Source organism: Qipengyuania marisflavi (assembly GCF_005884405.1).
Taxonomy (GTDB): domain Bacteria; phylum Pseudomonadota; class Alphaproteobacteria; order Sphingomonadales; family Sphingomonadaceae; genus Qipengyuania; species Qipengyuania marisflavi.
Genome location: NZ_VCAO01000003.1, coordinates 258,005 through 283,171, shown reverse-complemented (window position 1 = coordinate 283,171; position 25,167 = coordinate 258,005). Strand labels below are relative to the sequence as shown.

Below are 25,167 nucleotides of genomic sequence, written 5' to 3'. Positions count from 1 at the left end.
CCTCTAGGCAGCCACGCTAATCAGGCGGCGCATTCTGTGCACAGGCCGCGCAATTCGACCACGGGGCGCACATCGGCAAAACCGGCGGCATTCCCGGCATCGCGCAGCGCGCCGGTCACCCGCTCGTCATCCAGATGCGTGGCCTTGCCGCAATCATCGCAGATCAGGAAAATGCAATCGTGGCGGCAACCGGGATGCGTGTTGACCAGATAAGCGTTCGCGCTTTCGATCCGGTTGGCCAGATTGGTGCGCACGAACAGATCAAGAATGCGGTAAACGCTGTTGGGGGCAACGCGTTTGCCGCGCGCCGCACCAAGATTGTCGGCAATATCATAGGCAGAGGCGGGCTTGTCATGCCGCGCCAGTTCCTGAAACACCGATTCGCGCAGGCCCGTCCACTGTTCGCCTGCATCGGTGAGCGAGCGGCGCGCGGCGTCAATCAGCGCCTCGCCCGAATGTTCCTTGTGTGTGTGACCTGCCATGCGCGGGAGGTAAGCCTCTGTGCGCGCGCGTTCAAGTTAGTTGCGCTTGAAAGTCGCGCTATAGACACCCGGATACATCGCTTTCAGCGCCGCAATTTTGGGTGCATCCCAGCGCCGGATATATCCGTGGCGCGGGTTCTTGATCATGAAATCCTGATGATAGGTTTCTGCCGGATAGAAGCCCGAAGACCGTTCGATCGCGGTGACAATCGGCTTGTTCCACAATCCGGCCTTGGACAGCTGCGCGATATAGGCCTTGGCCACGGCGGTCTGCTCACCCGAAAGAGGGACAATGGCAGAACGATAATGCGCGCCGACATCGGGGCCCTGACGGTTCTTCAATGTCGGATCGGCGACCACCGAGAAATAGATCCGCAGCAGCTGGTCGTAACGGATGACTTTGGGATCATAGGTGATCTTCACCGCCTCGGCATGATCGGTCATGCCGGAGGACACCAGATCATAGCTGGCCGAACGCTTGGTTCCGCCGTGATAGCCGGACACCGCGCTGGTCACGCCTTTGACATGGCTGAACACGCCCTCGACTCCCCAGAAGCAGCCACCGGCGAAGATCGCAGTCTTGAGCCCGGCGCCTTCCTTGGCGACGCGGCTGGCGGCGGGGGCTGATACCGGCTTCTCGCTGGCGAAAGCGGGCTGCTGACAGCCCATCGCGGTCACCGCGAGCGCCAGAGCGAAAAGCGGTGCGCGCAATTGCATCAGAAAATCGCGGCAATCATCTGCGGAACAGCGGAAAACAGGTTCGCGCCATTTGTCATCGCCAATGCCAACGCGCCGGCGGCAAAGCCGATGCCGAAATTGCGGTAAAGGTCAGCGGTAAACAGTTCCATATCGATTCCTATCTCGGGTTCGACAGATGGTTAGCCGATCAGGCTTTGCAACATCCTTAATGTGCAGGTTGCTTGCGGTTCATCTGTACCGGGTGGTTCGCAGCCCCGGCCCGATTGGTTACAGCGCGAACATTATTTGCGCCTAATGGCGGAAATGGCGCATTGCTGTGAAGACCATCGCCAGCCCTGCTTTGTCCGCCGCCGCGATCACCTCGTCATCGCGAATCGATCCGCCCGGCTGGATAACCGCCGTCGCGCCCGCTTCGGCTGCCGCCAGCAGGCCGTCGGCGAAGGGGAAGAAGGCATCCGATGCCACAGCGCTGCCTACGGTGCGCGCAGCGTCCCAGCCGTATTTCTCGGCAGCTTCGGCGGCCTTCATTGCGGCAATCCGGCTGCTGTCGCGGCGATTCATCTGGCCTGCGCCAATCCCTGCGGTGGCCCCATCCTTGGCATAAACGATGGCGTTGGATTTGACGTGACGCGCCACGGTCCAGGCAAACAGGCAGTCCTGCAATTCCTGATCGGTTGGCGCACGCTGCGTCACGACTTTGAGATCGTCCGGCGAGATCGCACCATTATCGCGGGTCTGCACCAGCAGGCCGCCAGTGATCGGCTTGACCGACAGCCCGCCGCGGCGCGGATCGGGCAGTTCGCCGGTCAGCAGCAGCCGCAGGTTCTTCTTTTTGGCGAACACCGCGCGCGCATCGTCAGTTACGGACGGCGCAATCACCACTTCGGTGAATATCTGGCCGATAGCTTCGGCGGTTTCGGCATCAAGCTCGCAATTGACCGCGACGATCCCGCCAAAGGCTGAAACCGAATCGCAGGCGAGCGCTGCATCCCATGCTGCGATCAGTGTCGGTGCCTGCGCCACGCCGCAGGGGTTGGCGTGCTTGACGATGATGACCGCCGGGTCCTGTCCGGCAAACTCGGCGCACAGTTCCAGCGCGGCATCGGCGTCGTTGTAATTGTTATAGGACAATTCCTTGCCCTGCAGCTGCTGCGCCTGCGCGATGCCGCTGCCATGTGGCCCGACCGGCGTGTACAGCGCCGCCTTCTGGTGCGGATTTTCGCCATAGCGCAGTTCGGTAACTCGGCGGCCATTGACGCTGAGCATATCGGGGAAAGTCTGCTGCTGATCGGCGAAGGCGAACCACTGGCTGATCATCGAATCATAGGCTGCGGTGGCGGCAAACGCCTTGGCCGCCATCTTGCGACGGAACTCCACACTGGTCTTGCCGCTGCTTGCTTCTAGTTCTTCCACGAGAGTGCCATAATCCGATGGGTCAGTGACAATAGTGACGAATTGGTGATTTTTCGCCGCTGAACGAACCATACTTGGCCCGCCGATATCGATATTCTCGATAATCTCGTCCCGCCCGGCACCGCGCATGACAGTGGCTTCGAAAGGATAGAGATTGACCACGACCAGGTCGATCGCGCCAATTGCGTGATCTTCCATAGCCTTGGCGTGATGGGGATTGTCGCGCACCGCCAGCAAGCCGCCATGCACCATCGGGTGCAGCGTCTTGACGCGGCCATCCATCATTTCGGGAAATCCGGTCAGGTCGGACACATCGCGGACGTCCAGCCCGGCATCGCGCAGCGCCTTGGCAGTGCCGCCGGTCGAAACCAGCTCTACCCCGCGCGCTGCCAGCGCCTTGCCCAGATCAACCAGCCCGCTTTTTTCGGACACTGAAAGCAGTGCCCGCGCAATCGTCACATCCGTCACGTGAATTATCCCATTCGTTTGAACAGCCAGGGGAACCGTCCCCCGCCGCGCGATGTCATGCCTTCCACCACCAGCTGCCGGTTGGCGCGCGGGCGACCTTGCCCGTCGACCCACAGGCTTTCCTCGATGGCCAGTTCGGCCTCGCCGCTATCGCCGCCCAGCCGGAATTGCCAGTAGCTTCCGTCAGGCAGAGCCATTCCCGCGCCGCGCCGGTCCTCCGCCAGACCGACATCGATCCGGGGCGCCAGGTGAAAGCGGATGGCAAAACCGATTTTACCGCGCTGTCCGCGCCGCCCCGCCGGTTCCAGCAGATCCTCGCCGCGCAGTTCTATGCCGTCGGCGGCCAGCATCAGGATGCGCCGGTGCACCAGGGCGAAGCGTGCGGCATAACCATTGTGGCTGGCCTCGATCCGCAAGGCGCGGCGCTGTCCGATGGCGACCTGCGCGCGGACCATTTCGACTTCCTCGACGCCTTTGCCAACTTCGCCATTGATCAGCACGGCGGTGGAATTGGCATCGCCCAGCATCAGCGTAGAATGAGCCGCTGTGCCGCGCAGGCCCTGTTCGATGCGCAGCGGAACCTGTCCGCCCGCCAGCTCTGCACCGCCGCAATTGACCACGATCCGCTGCTTGGCGTGCGAAAATTCAAACGCCAGCGTCGACGCGCAGCCCGCACGGGCATGGCGCGCACGCGGCGGCGGGGCGGCGTCCATCACCACCACACCCTTGTTCGCGGCCAGCCGCTGATAGCCCCAATAGCGCGTGTCCTGCGCCGGGCGAGTGCGTACGCCGCTGGCCTCGATCAAACCGGCGACCGTGGGCGCAGACACGGCATTCGCGCCCTGCCAGCTGCCCAATCCGCCATCGCCCATTCGCAGCGTCAGCAGTGGCGGCACCAGCAGCGCCAGCATGGTTTCCAGCGCGTGAGGCGGTTCTCGGCCCAGCGCAGCATAACAGGCGCGCAGATCCACCAGCAGCGCAATCGCTTCCATTTGCGCCAGCGGGCTGCGCGACAGCACCCCGCCATCATCGCTGACCAATTCGCCCAGAGCGCGCAGCAACCCCGCCTCGCCATACAGCCGCCGGGGCCGCCCGTCGGGCAGCAGCAGCCCGGCAGCGACAATTGCGCACCACCCTGCCACCTGCCCCAGCCGGTCACCCGCATTGGCAACATGACGGTCCAGCCAGCGCGCGGTGCGCTCCATCGCGGCCAGCGTTTTTGTGCGCAGCGCCCCGTCCTCACCTGACAGGATCAGCGGCGCATGGACCAGCCACGTCAGCAGCCGCAGTCCGGCGTGCTCGACGCTCCAGGCAGGCCCCTTGGCCGGTTCGGGAATGGCCGCGAGCCATCCGGCCAGCAGCCGCTCGGCCACCGCTGTGCATTGTTCGCGCGGGGCGCAACTTGACAGATCGCGCAGCCAGGTAAAGCTATGCACCGCACGCTGGAATGGCAGGGTCAACCGCGAGGGGAAGGAGAAATCGAGCGCCTGAGTCGGCAATTTGTGCCCGGCCACCAACAGGAACCCGGCTCGCAGCGCCATCCCCTGCGCCCGGTCCCCGCCCAGCGGGCTCTGCACTGTCGCCAGCAAGCGCGGGCGAGCAGGCTTGCGCAGCGGCGCGGCCAGCACCGACGGGGGCACGCCAAGCCGGTATGCCCAGCGCACCAGCCCATCGACCGGCCCGGTGCGCGGCGGCGCGAAATCGGCCAGCGCCAGCGCGCGTGAAGGCTCGGAAACGGCGGCGCTATCTTCGGCAGCAATGCGCGGCACCACCAATGGCTCGTCGCTTGCGCCCAATGGCAGGGCGGCCTGCGCGCCGTTTGAAAGCGGCTTGGCCGGACGCTGCGACAGCCGTGCCGACCCCTCGGTCATGCTGCGCCTTTAAGCGCGGCGATATTGGCGGCGTAGCAGTCCGGGCCGCCCTTGAAAGTGGCCGATCCGGCGACCAGCACATCGGCCCCCGCAGCGACGCAAAGCCGCGCGGTTTCGGCATTGACGCCGCCATCGACTTGCAAATGGATCGGCTTGCCCAGCGCATCAATCCGGCGGCGGATATCCTCGATCTTGCGCAATTGCGAATGGATGAAGCTTTGCCCGCCAAAGCCGGGATTGACGCTCATCACCAGCACCAGATCGGCATCTTCGAGCAGATAGTCGAGCGCATCGACCGGCGTGCCGGGATTGAGCACCACACCGGCTTTCTTGCCCAACGCGCGGATCGCCTGCAACGTGCGGTGGCAATGCGGCCCCGCCTCGGGGTGGACGGTGATGATATCCGCCCCGGCCTGCGCAAACGCTACGAGGTAGGGATCAACCGGCGTGATCATCAGATGCACGTCGAACACCTTGGCGGTATGCGGCCGCAGCGCCTTTACAACGTCGGGGCCGATGGTGATGTTTGGGACGTAATGGCCGTCCATCACATCGATATGGACCCAGTCCGCCCCGGCCACGTCGATTGCGCGCACCTCTTCGCCAAGCCGAGCGAAATCGGCCGAAAGGATGGAAGGGGATATCAGCGGGGCTGCCATGGGCGCGGACCTGTCAGGTGCTTGGCCACGGCGTTACGCGGGTGGACGGGCGGTTCACAAGCGCTGGCGCGGCCTTTTCCACATGGCCTTTCCTCCGTGGCTGCCCGCCGCTAGCACACAGTCATGCCCATTGTTCGCAAATTGCCCGAAGCCTTTGTCGAAACCGAAGTCGATGGCGAGGTCCTGCTGATCGATCTGGACGGCGGCGAACTGTTCTCGCTGACGGGCACCGCACGCGCGATCTGGCTGGCGATCGACGGCAGTCGCGACGTGCCTGCAATCGCGGCCAGCCTGGCCAACGCCTATGACGGGGACGCCGCCGCCATCCGCAGCGAATGCGAATCCTTTGTTGCGCAGCTGGCGGAGGCCCGGTTGGTGGTGGTTAATTGAGCGGCGTTGAGGGGGGGCAGGCGGAAAACTTGGCGCAACGCGGCCAAGCTGCTAAACTCAGCCCTGAAAAGAGGATACCCGATGCCATTTGACGATCAGAGCAACCCACAGCAGGCGCGGCCAGAATGGAGCACGCCGGTGCTGACCAAGCTGGGTACGATCCGCGATATTGCTGGCCCAAAGGGCGGAACGCTGACCAATGGTTTGAACCGGGACCGCATTCCAAGCTGAGAATGCGAGCTGAGCCGCGCGTTTCCCTGTGATTGCCGCCTGGCTCGCCACGTCCGAACACCCTGCGCCTGACTGCGCCCGACTTGCTGCGACGCTGGGCGCAGCTGCCAATCGCTTTCTCGACCACGAAGCCAAGCAACATCTGGCACTTGCCGCATGGCGCGCGCCGGGGGGTGAGCCTGCGCTGGCCACTGGCGCGCGCGGCATGGCAGTGGCTTTCGACGGATGGATCGCCAATCGGGCGGTGTTGCGCGCGAATCTTGGACTCGCCGACGGCATCAACAATGCGCAATTGTATGCCGCAGCCTTGCAGCTTTGGGGCGATCAAACCGATGCGCAGGTCGATGGCTGTTACGCCGCCATCGTCACTGGCGGGCCATTTTCAGACACCCTGAGACTCTCACGCAGCGCCTTTGCCGCGCCGCCGCTGCATTACGCCCAGACGGACGGCCAATTAATGGCATCATCATTGCTGCGGACGCTGGAACTGCTCCCGGGCATCGCTTTACGGACCTTACAAAGCGATATGCTGCTGACAGTGCTGGCCGGGGCGAGCGAGGACGCTGCGCGCGGCTGGTATCCCGGCACCGCGCGTGTCCCAATGGGTACGGCGCTGGCAGTCGATGTCGCGACCGGATCAGTTCGCGAACTGTGGCGCTATCGCTTCGCACCGCAGCAGGATGCGGCAGCGCTGAGCGATGATGCAGTGGTAGAGCGCGCGCAGAGCTTGCTCGATAAGGCCGTGGCGGGGGCAAGCAGGGGAGCGGATGCGCCCTGCGTGTCGCTTTCGGGCGGGCTGGATTCCTCGCTGGTCGCCGCCAGCCTGCTGCGACAGTCGGGCGAACAGCAGCTGCACAGCTACACCTACGCTCCCGAGATCGACAATTCGCTGGTCCTGCCCTCGAATGAATTTGGCGATGAAAGCGCGATTGTCGGAAATTTCGCGCAATTCCATGCGCCCCGCCTCCATGCCCACATCATGCGCAGCGAAGGGGAAGACTTCCGCGCCGGACTTGATGAATTGCTCGCCATTGCGCGCTGTCCGCCGCGCGAGATGGGGATTGTCGCCCCCTTAATTGCCGCCTTGGGCGCAGCCGCAGACCGTGGCTGCGATGTGATGCTGGGCGGTGATGAGGGCAATTCCACGCTCAGCGCGACTGGCGGCTGGGCCTATCGCCATTATTTCCGGCACGGCCAATGGCGGCGACTGTGGCGCGAATTAAACACACGGCGCGGTGACCCGAGGCCTCTGTGGCGGCGCTTCGGGGGGCTGGTGCTGGGCGATTGGCTGCCGGGGCGCGGTCCGCGTGCGCAGGTGCCCGCCAGCCATTTTGCCGCATTGGGGCTTAGCCAACGCGCTGTGGCCGATGCACAGCTGCCCGCCAGCAATGCGCTCGCATTCCTGCGCCGCCGCCACCCGCGTTCGCTGAGCCAGCACGAACTGACTGAAGCCTTGGTCACGCGCGATGATCAGGGGCGCAGCGATGCTCTCAAAGCGCTCGAAGCGCGGCATGGCATTCCCTATCGCGACCCCACGCTGACCCGCGCGCTGGCCGAGTTCTGCCTCGCGCTGCCACCCGAACAATTCCTGCGCGATGGCGAGACCCGTTTTCTGGCGCGGCGGATGGCGCGCGGGATCATGCCCGAGGACCAGCGAACCGCCACCACGCACGGCGCTACCCACGCCGATTGGCACCACCGCCTGTTCCGGGCGCGTGATGCAGTGCAGTCCGAACTGGACCTGATGGCGAGTGACGAAGACATCGCCGGACTACTGGATCTGACAGATTTGAAACAGCGGCTCGAACAACTGGCTCCGCTGCCCGATGGCAGCGAGGACGAACGGCTGTTTGTCACCTGCGGCCTGCCCTCCGCCATCGCTGCGGCCCGGATGATTGCGCGTGCCAAGGGGCGCAATGATATCTGAGGTGGCGGCCCGCACAGGCTTGAACCCAGCGCCCAGCGCGCCATAGGTGGGGCATGGCTGCTTCGTGGCGCACCCTTCTTGCCCTTGCCGGGCCGCGCAGAGCGCTGGCGCTTGCGGCGCTGACACTGTTGGTTGCGGCCACCGAGGGTGCGGGTTTTGTCCTGCTGGTTCCGCTGCTGGAGGGGTTACAGGCAGGCGGCGACACCGCGCTGCCCTTGCGGTTTTCTCTGGGCCAGCTGCTTGCCGGTTTCGTGCTGCTGGTCGGCCTGCGCGCGGGGGCCGAAATGTACCGTGCACTGATCGCGCAGGATCTGACCGTGGCGGTTGTCGACGGCCTGCGCCGCCGCGCGTTTGCAGCTCTGGTCGGCGCGGAATGGAAGCTGCTGGCGCGGATGCGGCACAGCGACACTCGCGCGATGCTGATCACGACGATCGATAGAGTTGGCCACATCGCGGCGTGGTTTGCCGATCTGCTGCGCATCGGCCTCAGCCTGATTGCATTGCTGCTGGCTGCGCTGGCCATTGCGCCATTGGTATCGGTAATCGGCGGACTTGCGGCACTGGTCACACTGGCGCTCTACGCCGGTCTGCGCCGCCATGCCCGCCGTCTGGGCGAGGCGACCACGCGCAGTTATGAGGCGATTTATCGCAGTCTGGAGCAAGTGCTGGGCAGCTTGCGGATTATCAAGAGTTTCGGGCGCGAGCGCGCGGCGCTGGCCGATGCGGATGAGGCCTTCAGGGCGCTGCGCATTACCGAACGGCGCTATATCCTGGTCAGCGGGCTGGCGCGCGCGGCATTGCAAATCGTTGCGGCGGGCGGGCTGGCCGCCGCCCTGTGGCTCGCAGCTAGCCGCTGGGAGGTGCCGCTGGCGATCCTGTTGCCGCTGGCTGCGCTCGCAGTGCGCGCTGTGCCGCTGCTGGGATCGTTGCAAGCGACCGCGCAGGAATGGCACCACGCTCTCCCAGCGCTGGAGGAAGCCCGCGCCCTGATCGACCGCGCCGAAGCCGCTGCCGAGCCGCCGCCAACGCTACCCGCGCCGCAGCTGACCAGCGCGATTGCGCTGCACGGTGTGTCATTGGCCCATGCGCCCGACCGCCCGGCACTGCGCGCCATAAACCTGACCATCGCGGCGCGCAGCACGGTGGTGCTGGAAGGGCCATCGGGCGCGGGCAAGAGCACGCTGGCGGATCTGCTGGGCGGGTTGCTGTCACCTGACAGCGGCACAGTGACTGTGGACGACACGCCGCTCATCGGCGGCGCACGCTCCGCCTGGCGCAGCCGCGTGGCCTATGTCCAGCAAGAGCCTGTGCTGCTGGCCGGAAGTGTGCGCGGCAATTTGCTGTGGGCCATGCCCGATGCTGATGAGCCGGCATTGCAGCGGGCGCTGGAACAGGCGCATGCGGGCTTTGTCCATGATTTGCCGGGCGGTCTTGATTGCGACCTTGGCGAGGCGGCGCGCGCGCTCTCGGGCGGGGAGAAGCAGCGAATCGCACTGGCACGGGCGCTGCTGCGGCAACCCGATCTGCTGATTCTCGACGAAGCGACCAGCGCGCTCGATCCTGCGGCGGAGGCGGAGATCGCCCGCGCCATTGCCGGACTGGCGGGGCAATGCACCGTATTGGTCATCGGCCACCGCGGCGCGGTGGCGCAGATTGATGGCCGCCGGATCATGCTGGAGGGCGGGCGGCTGCGCGAACAGGAAATTGCTGCAGCGCCGCAAATTCAGCCGTAATTCAGCGAGAAAGCCTATATTCACTCCCAAACCAGCCGCTCTGGCGCCGCTATGGCTGCCGGACGGCGAATGGACGGGATGATTATGAAGACCTCTTTCACTGCACTTTCGGGTGTGCTGGCTCTCGCACTGTCGGGGGCGCTGATCGCCGCTCCGGCGCAGGCGCAATATCGCCAGAAAATCGCCAATGATCCGGCCAAATGCGCTGCGGGCCGCGGGCCTGCGGTGCAGGTTACTGTCACCGGCGTTGCGGCGGGCGGCGGTACGCTGCGCGTCCAGAGCTATCGCGCCACGCCGGGCGAATGGCTGGAAAAGGGCAAGTGGCTCAGCCGCATCGAAGTACCTGCCCGGGCCGGGACCATGCGTTTCTGCGTCCCGCTGCCCAGCAGCGGCAGCTATGGCATCGCGGTGCGCCATGACCTCAACGGCAATGGCAAGACCGATCTGTCAAAAGACGGCGGGGCAATGTCGAACAATCCCAGCCTGAACATCTTCAATCTGGGCAAACCCAGCTACAAGAAGACCGCGTTCAGCGTCGGCAACAGTGTCGAGGCGATCTCGATCACCATGCGTTATATGTGATCGCGCGCCGCGCGCCTGCGGGCGCGCCATAGCGCAAACATCGCACCGGGCGCGGCCAGCAAGGGATGCCGCGCGGCAAACGGCGTGACTTTCAGCGCGATGCCCGTGTGCCGCTCCAGCTTCCACGCGGCATAATCCGCCGCCCCGTCAAACGTCGTGGTCGCCTTGGCCAGCCGCAACAGATTGAGCGGTTTGCCCAGCCGCGCGCAGCGCTGCCACCAGCGCAGGATAGCGGCGCGTTCTGTGGGTGACAGCTGCGGCGCCAGAGCATCGGCTGCACGCGCAAAGCTGATCCCGCCAGCCTCCCACGCCAGCGGCAACAGCCCGTCGAAATGCGCGCGATTGACCGCCAGGATCGATTCCTCGCGCCCCGCTTTCTCCACCCGGAATTCCGCTTTGTAAGTTGCCTGAAACAGCGCGCGCCAGAAAGCATCCTCCGGCCCTTGCTCAGGCCCCAGCGCCGCCGCCAGCCGCGCCGCCGTTTGCGCCGCGCTGGCCGCCGCCTGCACCACTGCGCCGCGCGCCGCTTCATCCGCCGCCCAAACCAGCGCGCTGGGCTGGACAAACCGCGCCCAAATCGTGGTGTCGCGCGATTGCCCGGCAGCAGCCTGCGTGAACTGGTCCAGCGACATGGTGGCAATTTTGGCGCGCAGGACGCTGTCCCCGCTGCGCTGCTCACGGTAACTCACACGCGGCCAGATTCGCTCCTGCTGCGGACCCGGCAGCAGCACATAGAAATCGAGCACGCCCTCCAGCGATCCGGTGCGCAGGTTGGAGCCATAGAACAGCACCGCAAGCGCTCCCGCCTCAGCCCCCAATTGCGCGGCCCATGCGCGCACTTCGGCGGCTACCGGCTGCGCCAGCGTATCTGCACTGCGGTGGTGGAGGGCCTGAGTCACGCGGTGACGAAGGTCAGGTCCGGCCCCTGTTCGACGCGGTATTGGCCGGGATCGAAGGCTTCCCCGTCAAGGATAAACGGCTCGGCAAAACGCATTGCGAAGCCTTCGCCATCGGTCTGGTGGAAACCGGCACGCTCCAGCCATGCCGGACGCCAGCCATACAGAATCGCCGGGAAGCTGAGCAGCAGGCGCCGCAGCGGCTTGTCCATCGCCACCAGCTTGATGCCGCTGCTATCCGGCGCGAACAATTTCAGCCCCATCGGCATATGCCGCAGCGTGCTGGCCAGAATGATGCTGCGGCGGCCCGGATCGCCATGTTGTGAGTGCGCCAGCGCGGATCCATCGGACAGCCGCGAGATTGCCATCTCGCTGCCGCGCCGCCACTGGTTACGATTACTGCCCAGCAGCGCCTGTAGCACGCCCCAGGCTGCAGTGGCCCCGACAGCAAGGCTGCCGAAGAAGCCCAGCGCATGGGCATCCTGACCAGCGCGCGTGCCAATGGTGAAAGCGCCCGCGCCAAGGAAAAAGCCCATCACCGCAGGCTCGTCACGCCCCTGCGCAGTGATTGCCAGCGGGCGGCGGCGCACGCGGCGACCGTCCGACCAAGCCGCCACGGCATCGCTCAGCGACCAGTCGGTCGGCACGCCCAGATCAACCGTCAGCGCATTGGTCTTGCCCTTGGGCAGCACCGCCAGCGCAGGCCAGTTGTCACCGAACACGCCCTGACCCATGGTCAGCACATCGCGCACCGTACCGTCGCCGCCATTGATGATGAGGAAGTCCACGCCCTGGCGGTCCAGATCGGCCAGCGCCTCGGCAATCTGTTCGCGCGATTCGGGCTGCGCCACGGTAATGCCCAGCCGCTGCGTGCATTCCAGATCCTGCCCGCGATTGCGGTGGCTGCGCGGATTGTAGATCACGCCAATGCGGGGATTTGGCGCATTGGGCGGCGGAGCACGTTCGCCAGACCCACCGCCGACACGCCGCAGCGGCGCTGCACGCAACGCCTCGATACGGTCGAACTGGTAAGTCGTGCGGTCCATTACCCTATCGCAATACCCGCGGTAACCACGGCTTTCCTAGGAAATTTTTCGTCATCATGTGGAGGCGGACCTTTGCCCTGGCGCACCCGACAGGATTCGAACCTGTGGCCTCTGCCTTCGGAGGCATAAAAATGGCGAAAAAATTTTGCACCGCAACAAAACAAAAATGAACGATAAACAATTATTTTTTATAGGTTAAATTGGCTTCTCTAAGTTGCGAACCGTTCGCATTTGTTGCACTGCGTTCACCCCTCTTGCACTTACATTTCACTTACGGATCGGCTAGCTTTGTGATCACAGGAAAGATCGCAATGCCAGCTTCCATGAACAACGCAGTGGCAGAACGGGCGGCCCCAAGGGCCAACCCTTACGAGCTGCGCGATCCCAAGTTGAACGGCTTACTGCTGCGGGTTCAGCCCTCCGGTGTGAAGACTTGGTATCTCGAATTTGAGCGTGGCAAGCGCATCAGGCTCGGTCGCTTGACCAGCATGGGATACGCTGAAGCCGTCGAGGCGGCAAAGAACGCGCTTGGCCCGTATTGGGCCGGTGTCGATCCGCGCATTGAGCGCCAGAAGCGCAAGCAAGTCTCAACGTTCGGCGAGTTTATCGACGAGCATTATGCCGCTTGGGCACGGGTCCACCAGAAGACCGCAGAGGCCACGATCAAGCGGCTGAAAGTGACCTTCAAGAAGTTTCTCAAGACTCCGATGGCGGCAATTTCACCGCTCGATTTGGAACGCTGGCGCGCCCAGCGAATGAAGGATGGCGTGAAGACCAATACGGTCAATCGGGACATCACGGCCATCAAGGCAGCGCTCAACCGGGCCGTCGAATGGGAACTGATTGCGGTAAATCCGATCGCCAAGGTCAAGAAGGCGCGCGAGAACAAGGAGGTCCGCGTTCGTTACTTGGACGAAGCCGAGGAATACCGCCTGCGTTCGCAGCTAAGGAAACGCGAAGACAGAATGCGGACCGAGCGCGATTCGGCCAATCAATGGAGGCGTGAGCGTGACCGCGAACTGCTCCCAAGCTTGCACGCTGTGCCCTTCGCCGATCACCTGACGCCGATGGTTCTGCTATCGATCAACACGGGTATGCGGCGCGGTGAATTGTTCGATCTCAAATGGTCGCATGTGAATTTCGATCGGCGGATTGTGACCGTGTCAGCCGAGACCGCCAAGTCTCGCAAAACACGGCACATACCGCTCAATGCAGAGGCCTAAGAGACCTTGAAGTCCTGGCGCTCCCAATGCGACCTAGGCAACAGCCGCGTCTTCGAAAGCGAGGACGGCAAGCGCTTCGACAACGTCAACTCATCTTGGAAGAAGCTGCTCGATGACGCAAAGATTGCAGATTTCCGCTGGCACGACATGCGCCACCACTTCGCCTCTCGCCTTGCCATGGGGGCAGTAGACCTCAATACGATCCGCGAACTGCTTGGCCACAGCGACTACGCAATGACGCTCCGCTATGCGCACCTTGCGCCGGAGCATCGGCGGGAGGCGGTCGAAGTGCTTGATAAGCCCCGAACGCACCTCAAGATCGTAGCCACAAATTGAGGTGGAGGCCTTGGACGTATATTCACTGCGCAGAGAATATCGGCTTTTTACCGAATCTTACAACGCTCCCGAACGGGATCACGATGGAAAATTGTTTACCCAACTGCTCAAAATGCACCCTTTCAGGAACAAATGTTGACTTTTTAGGTCTGGAATGCCATTTCGCTCCCGAAAGGGATCAAAAATGAAACCGGCCTCTGATAGTCAGCGCCTCCTGAAAGCTCTCAACGAGCAGGATCAGGCATTTCGGAAGCTCGCTACGAGTCCAGCCATCAATTCGGTAAGCAAGGCCGGTCGCGAGCTCAATGCCAGATTGGCAGAGGTGATGTCGCCTATACAAAAAGTGGCCGAACAGCTGCAAACCCCACAATATCAACGAGCAATCGATATAGCACGACAGCTCTCGGATGCCTCATCCGGCCTTTCCGTTTCGAAACCTCCCACACCACGAATTGCAGCACCGCGCATGCCAGCCTCTGTCGAGCGCGTAAGATCGGTTGCGGAACTGGGCGCGCTTGTGCGGCGCGCGCGCAAGGCGATGAAGATGAAACAGTCGGAATTCGCTGCGCATGCCGGTGTCGGGCGGCGGTTCGTATCCGAACTCGAAGGCGGGAAGCCAAGCCTGGAATTCGACCGCGTGATGGCCTGTGCGCAGGCAGCAGGCATCGATCTTACCGCCAGATTGCGTAGCCGCTGATGCTCATCCTGCAAGTCTGGCTCGAAGCGTCGGCGGAGCCGGTCGGTTACCTTGTCAAAGGCGATGATGGTGATCTGTCTTTCACCTACAATGCCCATTGGCTGGCGGCCCCGAACAGTCATGCTCTTTCGCTCTCTTTGCCACTCAGCGAACAGCCCTTCGGAGATGTACCCGTGCGCGCGTGGTTTGGAAACCTGCTCCACGAAAATGACCAGCTCGAAGCGACCATGGCGCGCTATGGAATCGAGCGCAGCGACATAGCAGGGCTGCTCGAACATCTGGGGGCAGACTGCCCGGGCGCTGTCAGCGTGCTCGGTCTCGACCGTCCACCGGTGAAACGTCCTGGAACGCTGAGCGAAGACTATGATCCGCTCGACGAGGGAACGTTGCGCGACATCGTCGAGCGCCTCGCCACAGGCAAGCCCCTACCAGAAAAGATGCGCGACCCTTCGCCAGTCGCGGGTGTGCGCCGGAAGATATCACTCGCCGCACTGCCCGACGGACGCTTCGCACTTCCCAAAGATGGGACGGGCGCGCCCACGACCCACATTCTGAAGCTCCCGGATCGCCAGAACCTTAAGGAGGCACGGGACGAAGCCTTTCTGACCGACCTGGCAGCCAAGTGCGGCTTCGCGGTCGGGACATGCGTCGCTGATCAAATCGGTGAACACGACATCCTTCTCATCAATCGGTTTGATCGCCTTATCGACGGCGACAAGGTGTACCGCTTGCATGTCGAGGACTTTGCCCAAGCGAGCGGCCTTCCCTCCGATCTCAAGTATGAGCGGCGTGGAGAGGCGGGACGACGGTTCGATGCGGTGACAATCGGAAGAACGCTTGCCGCAACGGACCAGCCCGCTCTCGCTCGCAACACATTCCTAAGAATGACGCTGTTCAACCTGCTTCTCGGCAACAACGACAACCACGCCAAGAACATCGGCCTAATCCTGGTCCCAGGCGGATCGGTGCAACTTGCCCCATTTTACGACCTTACCCCGGTGCTGATGGGGGACGACTACACAGACGAGCTGGCGTTCAATGTGGGGGCAGCCAGTCGTTTCGATGACATAACTGCCGACGACCTGATTGCCTTCTGCGCTGCCATCGGAATTCCAGCATCGGGTGCGAAAGCATTGCTAAGGTCGGCGGCGGACGAACTGATCGACAAGATCGAGGAGTTGTCGGCAAGTTTTCCTCGGGAGATGTCGGCACTCGATCGCTTGTTTGGGCATACGGCAACGCACCTCAATGAGATACTTGGCCTGGATCGCGCGTTAAGAGAGCGAGATGCGCATGTGACGCGTGGCGGTGGTTGGTCCTTAAGCTGAAGGTACGGCTGTAAAGAATGATGCCGCTTAAAAGTCACTCCAAGCAAGCTGCATACGTTCACGGCGCACCTAGTGTCTCCTGCGCGCTGCCGTTATCGGCCATAAGCGAACTTTGCCGTATAGCTACCTATTAGGGCTGCTTCCTCGTCTTCGAATTCGTCAGGCTCCTCAGGTAGTTCCTCGCTTGAAAATACCGTAAGAGTGTACCCATACTTACCAAGTCCCAAAACTTCTTCATCGAGTATAATGCCCGGCGGTCCGTCAAACCAGTCTGCCAGCGTGGTTTCGCCCGCGTGGCGTTTGCCGTTTTCGATGTTGGCCGTGTCCAAATTGAACTGGCGAGTTGCAGAGTCGGGTAACAAGTCACCTTTGCGGGGGAATGCGCGGGGCTTTAGTTGTTTGAAGCCATCTGAAAGAAACCCGTAACAGATCTGGTCCTCACGGCTCATTACAATAGCCATGGGGTAAGGGCTGCATTCTGCTGCCCGGATTGCAGAGGCAGTTAGCGAACACTCGGATAATTCGGAAAGTTCCTCGATTCCCTCTAGGCCTATTTGACCATCTCCAAGTGCCTGCCGGACCAAGTGCCCAGGCAAAAGCAGGCCAGAGGAAAAATGGTCGGCTTCGATTTCGATCGCCCTGTCGCCTTGAGAGAAGCCTGCCTTAGAAGCATGCAACGGCCCGGTCTGCAGTATCTCTTCGGGATGGCCTTCGAGAAAGTAGTGACCCAATTCATGGCCGACAGTGAAGCGTTGAAAGCCGGAGCTACTGATGTTAGTCGCATAGAAAATGGCAACATCTTCGTCATTGAATATGATGCCACCGCTTACACCTATTTGGTCGGCTTTCTTCGCCTGGACCAAGATATCCTCATCTTCAGCGATTCTAAACGGGTCTATTGGGAAACGCAGAAAACCACACTGCTTTGCTTTGCGCTCACCACACTTGCGTGCCCACTCTGCTCGTGTGGGCCTCACGGATCAGACCGCTCTCTTCGTTCGCGCATCATATCGATCATGAGCTGGATTTGATCACGGTCCGCACTGGAAAGATCGTCTTCGCCTCGGAACGCCGTCGTAGCTCCTTCCATACTTGGAGTTCTGCCAAGCAAATAGTCTGAGCTCACGTTGAGCGCCTTCGCCAAAGCTCGAACATTTGCGAAAGAAGGCTTGCGTCGACCTCGTTCGAAATGTCCGATCGCAGCAGCTTGGAGGCCAGCTCTTTTCGCAAGTTCGGCCTGATTCATCTCGCGCTTGTCCCGCGCGGCGGTGAGCCGCTCACCGAAATCATTTTCGTTTGATACCATCATTGCCCTACGGTTAATATTGCTGTATACCTACGGAATAGTAGCCCAAGTGCGTCGCAACTGCGGCGTTTATTTTCGCTCTATCACCCTACGTTTACGTAGGAAAATGTACGACGAATCGCAATTGCTGTCAATAAGGAAGGAGGTGAGTGAAATGGCGGGCAAAAAGGGCAATTCCGAAGTGACAAGCAAGAAGGCGGCTTCCGCGGCATCAAAAGTGCTGCGTAATCCCAGTTCAAGCAAAGCTGCAAAAACAGCGGCAGCTTCGGCGCTGACGCAGCGTCCGAACAAGAAGTGAATATGGGCGGGGCAGCAATGTCCCGCTCACGATATCAAGAACCGACCAAAAGATAGGAATAAATCATGGCAAAGCGTTATGTTCGCCAAACTGGCAAGGACAAAGATGGAGATATCACTCGCCTGTGCAACAGCGTGCATGAGTGGTCTCCCCGTTCGAAGGCCAATGCTATCAGCGATATCGATTCGGGTGCGCACGAATATTGGGTCAACTGGGCTAACAGTCCAGAAACAAGTATCCACGTAGTCAATGGCACCGACGGCAAGTATCTCCGTACCGATTGGGACAATACCAGTAAGAACAATTTGGATGATTTACCCGATTGCTAAGTTGGGAGTCCGACGCAACCAGGATCAATTGACAGTTCCGGTCGCAGATTTGCGAATGTATCGAAGCGACTTATTTTAACTGATTAGCTGGAAGGAATTTTCGATGGCTAGATGCACAGCACCAACAAGAGGACACCGTACCTCAAGCGGCGCAGCGGCATGTCCTGCCTGTAGTGGCGTACGCCGTTACGGTTCTGACTCATCCTATTCACCGTCGACCTACCCGTCTTATTTTTGGGACCTATATACCTAACTAGCCGCTCCGCGCTGCGACGGTTGCATCCTGACTCGACATGGACCATATAGGGAACGGAGAAACCTCATGCCATACGATGCTCGCGCCATTGCGAACGAGTTTCTAAAACTCAAGGAAGGCCCTGCTAACCAGATGTGGTTGCAGAAGCTGGTTTATATCGCACACGGCTGGAATCTCGCAATCAATGGGGAGCCGCTGGTCGAGGATCGCATCGAGGCATGGGATGGCGGCCCCGTACTGCGCATAATCTGGAACCACCTGCGTGATTTAGGCTTTAACGCTAAGGGCGGACTTCTAGGAAAGGCGGAAGGAAAGCCGTTCAAGGCCGAGTTGTCGGGTTCCGAAAAGGCAATAATCCGCCATGTTTGGAAGCGGTATGGCTCCTACACAGGCAATGATCTTTCCCGGATGACCCATCAAGAAGGAACACCGTGGAGTAACGCCTATTTTGGCATGGGTCGGAATGCCGCTCTTAAGAACGACGATATCAAGCAACACTTTACTGAATTAGCCCTTGCAGGACGAACCTGACACTCGGCCTCTTACGCCCGATGATATCGACAACGCGCCAAACGATGTTGTCATGTCAAAGGGTGATACGGCTGTCAGCGAAGAAACCCTTCGTAACGCGCTATCCCAAGTAGGCGCGGAAAAAGATGCATTACAAGCCGAGCTTGAGCTGACGCAGAAGCGCGTTCGCACCATTCAAATTCTGGACGACCTGATTGAGCCAATGGCCAACAAGGCGTTCATTTTTATGTGTGCCTACGCTGGAATTGTCGCGCTTTTGCTCATCATGCACGGGTTCGCAGGGATTGCGTTCTCGCTACCCGACAGCGTGCTTGAATTTTTGGTTGGTAGCACCGCAGTAACGGTCATCGGATTGGTGGGGATGGTATTGACCGGAATTTTCGTAGGTGCTCGAAACAAACGGGATTAGCCTTCAATCGCTTTCTGTTCATACATTGCCGCAAGTTGGCGGGCCTCATCGGCTCCGCCCGACAGCATCTTGGCTTTCTTGAGAATGTAGGGCGGGTATTTCGTGCGCAGGTAAACCGAACGAAACCAATCTTGGAACTCCGGCCAAGCCTGATTTGGGTAGGCGTTTGCCTTTTGCGGATTGCTGGCGCTTTGTGGATATTCTGGCGGATAATAATGCGGATATTCGATCCGTTCGCCATACTTTGCCGCAAGGTTCTGAGCGGTCCAGTGTCGCCCCCAGGTGCCGCCCACGCTACCATCGGGGATGGTGTGCTGGTTCACTGGTAGGCCCGCATTGATGAGGTCCACCACCAGCCCAGTGCTCTCTTTGAACACACTGAAATAACCGGCAGGAACGCTGTCCTTGAGTAGCGACACGCGGGCGTTGAAAAGCTTCCATGGGTCTTCGGGAACGTAGCCAAGCGCGTCGTAGATGAACTTTTGGAGGCCGTAGCGGGCTAGATTGCGGAAATTGGTGATGGCAGTCTCGTTGGTGCGCTGCGCCTCAAATGCGAAGTATTCCACCATCGCCATGCAAACCATGTCGGGGTAAGCATAGTGCGGAGATCCGTCTTTCGTGATCTCGATAAAAAGTCGCGGTTCATCGAAATCGGCTTTTGAAAGGTAGTCGCGGAAGTAGAGCATCCGGCCCCGCCAAACGTCTGTCGTCTGGGCCTCTTGCCATTCCTCAGTGATCTCTTGGATACTGCGTCGCGCTGCTCCCGTCATTTCTGCGAGACCGCGCTGCGTGAGATATGGAATTCCATTCTCAAGCACGCCCATTTCGATGCCGCCAACGACGCGCTCGACCTCAATCCCAAGGTCCAATTTAAGCTGTTTGGGGGTGGCTGGCGATTGGCCGGAAACTGTTTCTAAAGCTTTGTTTTTGTTAATTAAAGGGGTGGCGGGGGATATCATCTTTCGAGCCACTTCGTCAAAGCCAGCGTCGAGGGGTTCGATTGTCTTTTTGTTGTCAGGCATTGATGAGGCCCTTGTAGGTGAGGCGCTTGCCGACCATGCGGGCAATCGTCTTGTCGATGAAAAGCATGGTGCCATCCTGCGCAGTGTTCTGGCGGAATGCAAATTCGTTCACGTAGCGGTGCAAGTGCTTCTGGCTCATGAAGTGGTAGATACCGTAGTGGCCGCGCTTGAGTAGCGCCCAGAAGCTTTCGATGCCATTGGTGTGGATACACATATCGCGGACGTATTCGCCAGCGGAGTGGTTCACGGTGAAGTGGCGGTAGCCTTCCGAGCGGAGGCCCTGATAGCCGCCATGCTCGTCAGTGGTCACGAAAGCGCCCTGTTCGACATTCGCCTTGATATAGCCATTGAGGGTCGGTGCCGACGTATCAGCAATGGGAGTGGCGCGGACCTGCGCGTTCTCGTCGCGGATGCCGAGAACTGCAACCTTGCCGACGGGGCCGCGACCAGCGCGAAGCTTCTTGGAAGCGTGCTTGTTGCGCTCTTTGCCACCGATGTAAGTCTCATCAACCTGCACATCATCGCCCATAGGGCCTTCATCGCGGCCTGAAAGCCAAGTTTCACGGATGCGCTGCGCAAGGAACCATGCGGACTTTTGGGTAATGCCGAGTTCGCGGGCCATCTGGGTAGAGGGGATGCCCTTGCGGGCCGTTGTCATCATGTAGATCGCCATGAGCCACTTGTGGAGGCCAAGGCGGCTCTCAGCCAAGACTGTGCCTGTGCGGACGCTGAAATGCTTCCGGCAATCGCGGCAGCGATAAGGCATTGGCTTCTGGTTTTCGATCACAGCAACGTTCGTGCTGCCACAGTGACCGCAACAGGCTTCGTCGCCCCAGCGGTTGTTTTCGAAATACTTGCGAGCCGCTTCCTCATCAGGAATGCGCGCAAAAAACTGGTAGAGGCTGATGGTTTCGGGTTTGTCTTTTGCGTTGCTCATGAAACCTAACTAGCCACAATGGGCGGCTAGGTCAAGCTAAATCTGGCTAGTTAGGTATATAGGTCCCTTAAGTTGCCCTAATTGCAAATAGAGACCGTAGTCGCAATACTTCCACTAGCGGTAGGAGTTTCGGTCTTGGTTATCTCACAGGTCTCACTAACAGAGACAATATAATAAACTAGCCAAAAACTCGCAAACGCAAGCAGAGTTAAAACTATTGCTTTTACAATTGTTTCAAACTTAAACGCAGAATCAGTCATTTAATTTACGAACACGTAGTTCTAGTTGTGGTTCTGGTAACAGTTTCCCCAGCGGCGTTCGTGGACGTTCGCGTCGTGGTCGTCGTCACGCAATCATCTGTGGATCTGGCCGTAACATACCCCGCAGCGCCCGCAACGACCGCGACGACCACAGGAACTAACAGAGCAGGCAATGGGCCGCCAGCTACAAGGCCTACCTCGTCGAAGCTCAGCTCTTGAATTCCACCAGCTGGCGCAAATTCGGTATTGGTCATATAGCTCATAGCGTTCCCTTCCCAAATAGATGTGATGTCGATTCTTCGACACGGCGACGATAAGATTGCCCACATGGTTGTCAAGCCCAAAGCAGGCGGCTCGTAGGTCGAAAAGCAAGTCGTGCTTGTCGGCATTCATAGAGCCTGCATATGGCCACACATTCACCGATGAGATGTGCGACGCGAGATCTCCAATCGACGATGCCCAGGTCGAATCAAACCGCGTGCGCACCATCACCGATCTGGCGAAGCTCGCCGGCGTCTCGCCCGGCACCGTCTCTCGCGCGCTGGCGGGCAAGAGCCTCGTTAATGCCAAGACGCGTGAGAAGATCGAGGCGATCGCGCGAGAGCACGGCTTCCGCCCCAACCAGATGGCGAGCCGTCTGCGCCGTCAGAAGACCGGCGTTATCGGCGTCATCATCCCGCTGGGGCACGAACAGAAGCAACAGGTCTCGGACACGTTCTTCCTCACCCTGCTGGGCCACTTGGCGGACGAACTGACAGCGCGCGGATACGACCTCATGCTGCGCCGCGTCGTGCCTGCGGCGGACGAGGACTGGCTCGATCCCTTCATCGGATCGGGGATGATCGACGGTGTTATCGTGGTCGGACAGTCGGACCAGTTCGACCGGCTGGAGGAGATCGCCGAGCGCTACCGTCCGATGGTCGTTTGGGGCCAGCACCGCGAGGGCCAGCGCCACTGCGTGGTGGGGACCGACAACCTGCTCGGCGGCAAGCTCGCCATGGAGCGGCTGATCGCCGCAGGCGCCACACGACTTGCATTCGTGGGCGACACAAATGCGCCCGAGTTCGCCGCCCGCTTCGCCGGAGCTCGGCATGTAGCGCAAGCGTTCGGCCTCGACCTCGCCGAGATGCCGGCGCACCTCGCGACCTCGGGCATGACATCGGAGATCGCTGCGCTGATGCGTAAAGCCAAGGGGCGCTTCGATGGGTTGTTCGCCGCCACCGACCTGCTGGCGCTCGCCTGCATAGGCGAGTTGCGCCAGCTCGGCATCGATGTGCCCAAACAGATGAAGCTAGTCGGGTTCGATGACCTCCCGATCGCCCGACAAACCACGCCGGCACTCACCACTGTCCGGCAGGACATCGCGGTCGGTGCTCGCGCCATGATCGACCTCCTGCTGCGCCGCGTGGCCGACGAGGACACCGAAAGTATCGTGATGCCGCCTGCGCTTATCGCGAGAGAGACTGCCTAGAAGCGCACGACGTCAGGCGGCCAGTGCCATGTCGAGCCGTTCTGCGCGATGAGCTAGGGAGAGGCACCAAGGCAAGCTTACAATAGGACCTCGCTGTTCGTCCCAAACGTGTCTGGCTTATTTCACCTTTAAAATGGCGGCTTTCGGGATGCGAGATGGCAGGACCGAATGACCGGGATTGGGGCGCTTAGCGGTCATTCGCTTGGGACCGAGGCCTGACCTAACTCAATCCATTCGCATGCGTCGGTTAAATCAGCCGCAGACCGGTAGCCGAGCAACTTCGCCAGCGGGTCAGAAACAAGCGTCAGGCGCTCGGTCATCCTACCTTCGGCTTTATACAGCTTTGCTAGTTCCCCCTCCCCATGAAGTCCCCTCTCGAATCTCGAGAACGTGCTAATACTCACGCCCGCAGCGCGGGCAGCTTCTGTCAGAGTGATAGACCTTCCAACCCTAATCTGACGCAGCCCCAAACCCAGATGCTCTGTGCCCAACACGATCCGTTCGCGATCATCGGCTGCCCAATTGGGTGCTAGCAGACCAACCGACACTCTCAAGACACCTGCTATACGACGGAGCGTGTCTTCCGTTGGCAGCTGATGGCCTCGCTCAATCCTCGCTAGCGTGTGGGGGGCAATAGCCGCGTCACCCGCTAGGTCATTTCGGCTGATTCCTGAAGCTTCACGGTGCTTCCGGACGCGACAGCCAACAGATTTATCAAGAGATCGACGAGCGAAACGGGGTGGGCCTTTCTTCGGCATGGTCCGAGTTTGCACGCCTAATCCTAATCAATCCTAAAAACCAAGCGCAACGGCATGCCGTGCGAATGGAAAGGAGCGAAGCGTGGAGCAGTCTTTGAGTGAGATCGCCCGGAAGTGGTCGAGAAACAGCGAGAAGGGAAAAGGGCTTCGGCTCGATTCCGTCGCGCTCGACCGGCTCAACGAGATTGGCGTCGGCGAACTCATCCAGGCCGAGGCCGCGAAACAACAGAGGTTAGAATGCGCAAAACGGATAAGCCCCTCTACGAGCGGGGAGACTATAAGCTCGTCTACGATCGGAAGCGCAACGGCACCCTCCGATCCCCCTACCTCCAGATCGTCTGGTATGACGGAGCCGCGGGACGTCAACGCAGCAAGTCGACGGGCACGGCGGATGTTGAAGTAGCTGAACTGCAGCTCGACGCGCTTTACCTAGCAAACGAAAAAGGGCGGGCCGTATGTTATGCTTGTGGCCAACCCATCACGACCGACGACAGTTATCTGCTCACCGAAGCCATCGAAGCATACTTGGCTGCCAAAAACAGCAAACCAAGCATCAGCTCCATACGGCCACGGATCGCTCATGTGCTGGATTATCTCACGCAGAACGACTCCTTGGCAACGCTCTGTAACGAGGTGGACGAAGAATGGATCGAGGACTTCCGCGAATGGAATATCTTGATCCCTGTCGAGGAGGGCAACGGTTCGACACGGGAACGTGCTCCCGGCACTGTCGAAGCGAGTGTCAGGCAGCTGGCGGCGGCGATCAATTACGCAAAGAAGCAAGAGCACATTCGAAAGGGTGCCCAGTTCAAACCGAAGAAGCACACCGAGGTAAGCCATACTCCGACCTACCGTGCGGCGGTGTCCGAGCTCGCTGATATGTTCCGCTATTGCACTGAGCCGCCCAGAAAGGATGGAGAAAGCGACAAGACCTTTGCGAAACGAGTCGCGGACCGTCGTAACCTTTTACGCTTTCTCCAGATCAGCGTAGCCACGTGGGCGCGCCCGGATGCAGCGCATGACGTATCGACAAGCAGTAAGCGTGGTCAGTGGCAGTCGAAGCGCCGGTTGCTCAATCTCAATCCTCGGGGCCGCACTCAGACCCGCAAGTATCGTCCAACGGTTCCGATTGCCCGTCAGGTGGCACCGCTGTTGGACGATACCGACGGCTTCTTCGTAACCGTGGCTTCGGTCCGGAAGGCGTTCGAAGCAATGCAGGACGCGCTCGGCCTCCCGGGTGATCGTGAGGCCGGATTGAAACTGATCCGCCGGTCCATGGCACAGCTGGGCCGCGATCGCCTTGGCCGCACCGCATGGATCGAAGGCAAGTATATGCTGGGCCATCACCGTCCGGACCCATCGGACCTCTACGGCATCGATACGCCAGGCGATTTCCCACTAGCGCTGAAGGTCACCGAAGAGATCATTGACGAGATTATTTCGCTGGCTCCGTTGGCATTCGCCGCCACGAAAATGGAAGGCGGATGACCGGTCCTGTGGTGGGAAGCGGACGTAGATTACGGCTGCGTAGCTCGCGAGCCTTCCGGGCAGCGGGGTGGTTAACCTTTCCGAGACCTTCGGGACGCCGCAGTCGCACTCTCGGTTGAGT

General features: G+C 60.6%; 26 protein-coding genes and 1 pseudogene. 14 read left to right on the top strand and 13 right to left on the bottom strand.

What is annotated here, in order from left to right:
* Positions 1–20: 20 nt before the first annotated feature.
* The 6 genes from FEV51_RS08425 to rpe all read right to left on the bottom strand — a co-directional run bounded on the left by FEV51_RS08425 (position 21) and on the right by rpe (position 5,592).
* The gene (locus FEV51_RS08425) at positions 21–482 is read right to left on the bottom strand and encodes a Fur family transcriptional regulator (RefSeq protein WP_138617836.1); all 462 of its coding nucleotides are present in this window, start codon (positions 480–482) and stop codon (positions 21–23) included.
* A 36-nt stretch (positions 483–518) separates the two neighbouring features.
* Entirely contained in the window at positions 519–1,199 is a 681-nt protein-coding gene (msrA, locus tag FEV51_RS08420; protein ID WP_138617834.1) for a peptide-methionine (S)-S-oxide reductase MsrA, read from the bottom strand.
* Positions 1,199–1,330 (bottom strand): hypothetical protein, encoded by a 132-nt coding sequence (locus tag FEV51_RS13415; protein ID WP_281281616.1) that lies wholly within the window; start codon positions 1,328–1,330, stop codon positions 1,199–1,201. Before FEV51_RS13415 ends, msrA begins: the two co-directional genes overlap by 1 nt.
* 142 nt (positions 1,331–1,472) lie before the next feature.
* Positions 1,473–3,062: a bifunctional phosphoribosylaminoimidazolecarboxamide formyltransferase/IMP cyclohydrolase gene (purH, locus tag FEV51_RS08415; RefSeq protein ID WP_138617832.1), complete on the bottom strand. Its 1,590-nt coding sequence runs from the start codon at positions 3,060–3,062 to the stop codon at positions 1,473–1,475.
* A gap of 5 nt (positions 3,063–3,067) precedes the next feature.
* On the bottom strand, positions 3,068–4,933 hold the full coding sequence (locus FEV51_RS08410; RefSeq protein ID WP_138617830.1) for a heparinase II/III family protein: 1,866 nt from the start codon (positions 4,931–4,933) through the stop codon (positions 3,068–3,070).
* Entirely contained in the window at positions 4,930–5,592 is a 663-nt protein-coding gene (rpe, locus tag FEV51_RS08405; protein WP_138617828.1) for a ribulose-phosphate 3-epimerase, read from the bottom strand. Before rpe ends, FEV51_RS08410 begins: the two co-directional genes overlap by 4 nt.
* 123 nt (positions 5,593–5,715) lie before the next feature.
* Between rpe and FEV51_RS08400 the strand changes: the two genes are divergently transcribed.
* The 5 genes from FEV51_RS08400 (at position 5,716) to FEV51_RS08385 (ending at position 10,455) form a co-directional block, all read left to right on the top strand.
* Positions 5,716–5,982 carry a PqqD family protein gene (locus FEV51_RS08400; RefSeq protein WP_138617826.1) on the top strand — a complete coding sequence of 89 codons (267 nt, stop codon included), beginning with the start codon at positions 5,716–5,718 and terminating at the stop codon, positions 5,980–5,982.
* 81 nt (positions 5,983–6,063) lie between these two features.
* Positions 6,064–6,213, top strand: coding sequence for a hypothetical protein (locus tag FEV51_RS13135; protein ID WP_171033076.1), 150 nt, complete (start codon positions 6,064–6,066; stop codon positions 6,211–6,213).
* A 28-nt stretch (positions 6,214–6,241) separates the two neighbouring features.
* Positions 6,242–8,140: an asparagine synthase-related protein gene (locus FEV51_RS08395; protein WP_138617824.1), complete on the top strand. Its 1,899-nt coding sequence runs from the start codon at positions 6,242–6,244 to the stop codon at positions 8,138–8,140.
* A gap of 53 nt (positions 8,141–8,193) precedes the next feature.
* Positions 8,194–9,873 carry an ATP-binding cassette domain-containing protein gene (locus FEV51_RS08390; protein ID WP_138617822.1) on the top strand — a complete coding sequence of 560 codons (1,680 nt, stop codon included), beginning with the start codon at positions 8,194–8,196 and terminating at the stop codon, positions 9,871–9,873.
* Positions 9,874–9,957: 84 nt separating this feature from the next.
* Positions 9,958–10,455, top strand: a complete 498-nt coding sequence (locus tag FEV51_RS08385; protein ID WP_138617820.1) for a DUF2141 domain-containing protein — start codon at positions 9,958–9,960, stop codon at positions 10,453–10,455.
* Here the strand turns inward: FEV51_RS08385 and FEV51_RS08380 are convergent.
* Together FEV51_RS08380 and FEV51_RS08375 are read right to left on the bottom strand one after the other, a co-directional pair.
* The gene (locus FEV51_RS08380; RefSeq protein ID WP_138617818.1) at positions 10,446–11,354 is read right to left on the bottom strand and encodes a hypothetical protein; all 909 of its coding nucleotides are present in this window, start codon (positions 11,352–11,354) and stop codon (positions 10,446–10,448) included. The genes FEV51_RS08385 and FEV51_RS08380 overlap by 10 nt on opposite strands.
* Positions 11,351–12,397, bottom strand: a complete 1,047-nt coding sequence (locus FEV51_RS08375; RefSeq protein ID WP_138617816.1) for a diacylglycerol/lipid kinase family protein — start codon at positions 12,395–12,397, stop codon at positions 11,351–11,353. Before FEV51_RS08375 ends, FEV51_RS08380 begins: the two co-directional genes overlap by 4 nt.
* 311 nt (positions 12,398–12,708) lie before the next feature.
* Between FEV51_RS08375 and FEV51_RS08370 the strand changes: the two are divergent.
* From FEV51_RS08370 to FEV51_RS08355, 3 genes and pseudogenes are all read left to right on the top strand, one after another.
* Positions 12,709–13,956: pseudogene (locus tag FEV51_RS08370) on the top strand (phage integrase).
* 184 nt (positions 13,957–14,140) lie between these two features.
* Entirely contained in the window at positions 14,141–14,653 is a 513-nt protein-coding gene (locus FEV51_RS13340; RefSeq protein ID WP_246034500.1) for a helix-turn-helix transcriptional regulator, read from the top strand.
* Positions 14,653–15,981, top strand: coding sequence for a type II toxin-antitoxin system HipA family toxin (locus FEV51_RS08355; protein WP_138617810.1), 1,329 nt, complete (start codon positions 14,653–14,655; stop codon positions 15,979–15,981). Before FEV51_RS13340 ends, FEV51_RS08355 begins: the two co-directional genes overlap by 1 nt.
* A 92-nt stretch (positions 15,982–16,073) precedes the next feature.
* On the opposite strand, the gene FEV51_RS08350 is transcribed toward FEV51_RS08355, so the two are convergent.
* Together FEV51_RS08350 and FEV51_RS08345 are read right to left on the bottom strand one after the other, a co-directional pair.
* Positions 16,074–16,958, bottom strand: a complete 885-nt coding sequence (locus FEV51_RS08350) for an ImmA/IrrE family metallo-endopeptidase (RefSeq protein ID WP_138617808.1) — start codon at positions 16,956–16,958, stop codon at positions 16,074–16,076.
* Complete coding sequence (locus FEV51_RS08345) at positions 16,955–17,290, bottom strand: helix-turn-helix domain-containing protein (protein ID WP_138617806.1); 336 nt, start codon at positions 17,288–17,290, stop codon at positions 16,955–16,957. Before FEV51_RS08345 ends, FEV51_RS08350 begins: the two co-directional genes overlap by 4 nt.
* A 103-nt stretch (positions 17,291–17,393) precedes the next feature.
* Between FEV51_RS08345 and FEV51_RS08340 the strand changes: the two genes are divergently transcribed.
* The 4 genes from FEV51_RS08340 (at position 17,394) to FEV51_RS08320 (ending at position 19,110) form a co-directional block, all read left to right on the top strand.
* Complete coding sequence (locus FEV51_RS08340; RefSeq protein ID WP_138617804.1) at positions 17,394–17,585, top strand: hypothetical protein; 192 nt, start codon at positions 17,394–17,396, stop codon at positions 17,583–17,585.
* A 65-nt stretch (positions 17,586–17,650) separates the two neighbouring features.
* The gene (locus FEV51_RS08335; RefSeq protein WP_138617802.1) at positions 17,651–17,914 is read left to right on the top strand and encodes a DUF3892 domain-containing protein; all 264 of its coding nucleotides are present in this window, start codon (positions 17,651–17,653) and stop codon (positions 17,912–17,914) included.
* A 322-nt stretch (positions 17,915–18,236) separates the two neighbouring features.
* The gene (locus tag FEV51_RS08325) at positions 18,237–18,701 is read left to right on the top strand and encodes a Panacea domain-containing protein (protein ID WP_138617800.1); all 465 of its coding nucleotides are present in this window, start codon (positions 18,237–18,239) and stop codon (positions 18,699–18,701) included.
* 52 nt (positions 18,702–18,753) lie between these two features.
* Positions 18,754–19,110: a DUF2207 domain-containing protein gene (locus FEV51_RS08320; protein ID WP_138617798.1), complete on the top strand. Its 357-nt coding sequence runs from the start codon at positions 18,754–18,756 to the stop codon at positions 19,108–19,110.
* On the opposite strand, the gene FEV51_RS08315 is transcribed toward FEV51_RS08320, so the two are convergent.
* Together FEV51_RS08315 and FEV51_RS08310 are read right to left on the bottom strand one after the other, a co-directional pair.
* Positions 19,107–20,132, bottom strand: a complete 1,026-nt coding sequence (locus tag FEV51_RS08315) for a BstA C-terminal domain-containing protein (RefSeq protein ID WP_222927447.1) — start codon at positions 20,130–20,132, stop codon at positions 19,107–19,109. The genes FEV51_RS08320 and FEV51_RS08315 overlap by 4 nt on opposite strands.
* The gene (locus FEV51_RS08310; protein ID WP_138617796.1) at positions 20,125–21,069 is read right to left on the bottom strand and encodes an IS1595 family transposase; all 945 of its coding nucleotides are present in this window, start codon (positions 21,067–21,069) and stop codon (positions 20,125–20,127) included. Before FEV51_RS08310 ends, FEV51_RS08315 begins: the two co-directional genes overlap by 8 nt.
* Before the next feature lie 687 nt (positions 21,070–21,756).
* Here FEV51_RS08310 and FEV51_RS08300 point away from each other — a divergent pair.
* Positions 21,757–22,800: a LacI family DNA-binding transcriptional regulator gene (locus tag FEV51_RS08300; protein WP_138618214.1), complete on the top strand. Its 1,044-nt coding sequence runs from the start codon at positions 21,757–21,759 to the stop codon at positions 22,798–22,800.
* Between the two features lie 194 nt (positions 22,801–22,994).
* Here the strand turns inward: FEV51_RS08300 and FEV51_RS13475 are convergent, their stop codons facing one another.
* The gene (locus FEV51_RS13475; protein ID WP_138617792.1) at positions 22,995–23,558 is read right to left on the bottom strand and encodes a helix-turn-helix domain-containing protein; all 564 of its coding nucleotides are present in this window, start codon (positions 23,556–23,558) and stop codon (positions 22,995–22,997) included.
* Between the two features lie 237 nt (positions 23,559–23,795).
* Here FEV51_RS13475 and FEV51_RS08290 point away from each other — a divergent pair, with 237 nt between their 5' ends.
* Positions 23,796–25,046: a phage integrase SAM-like domain-containing protein gene (locus FEV51_RS08290; RefSeq protein WP_171033075.1), complete on the top strand. Its 1,251-nt coding sequence runs from the start codon at positions 23,796–23,798 to the stop codon at positions 25,044–25,046.
* Positions 25,047–25,167: the final 121 nt, after the last annotated feature.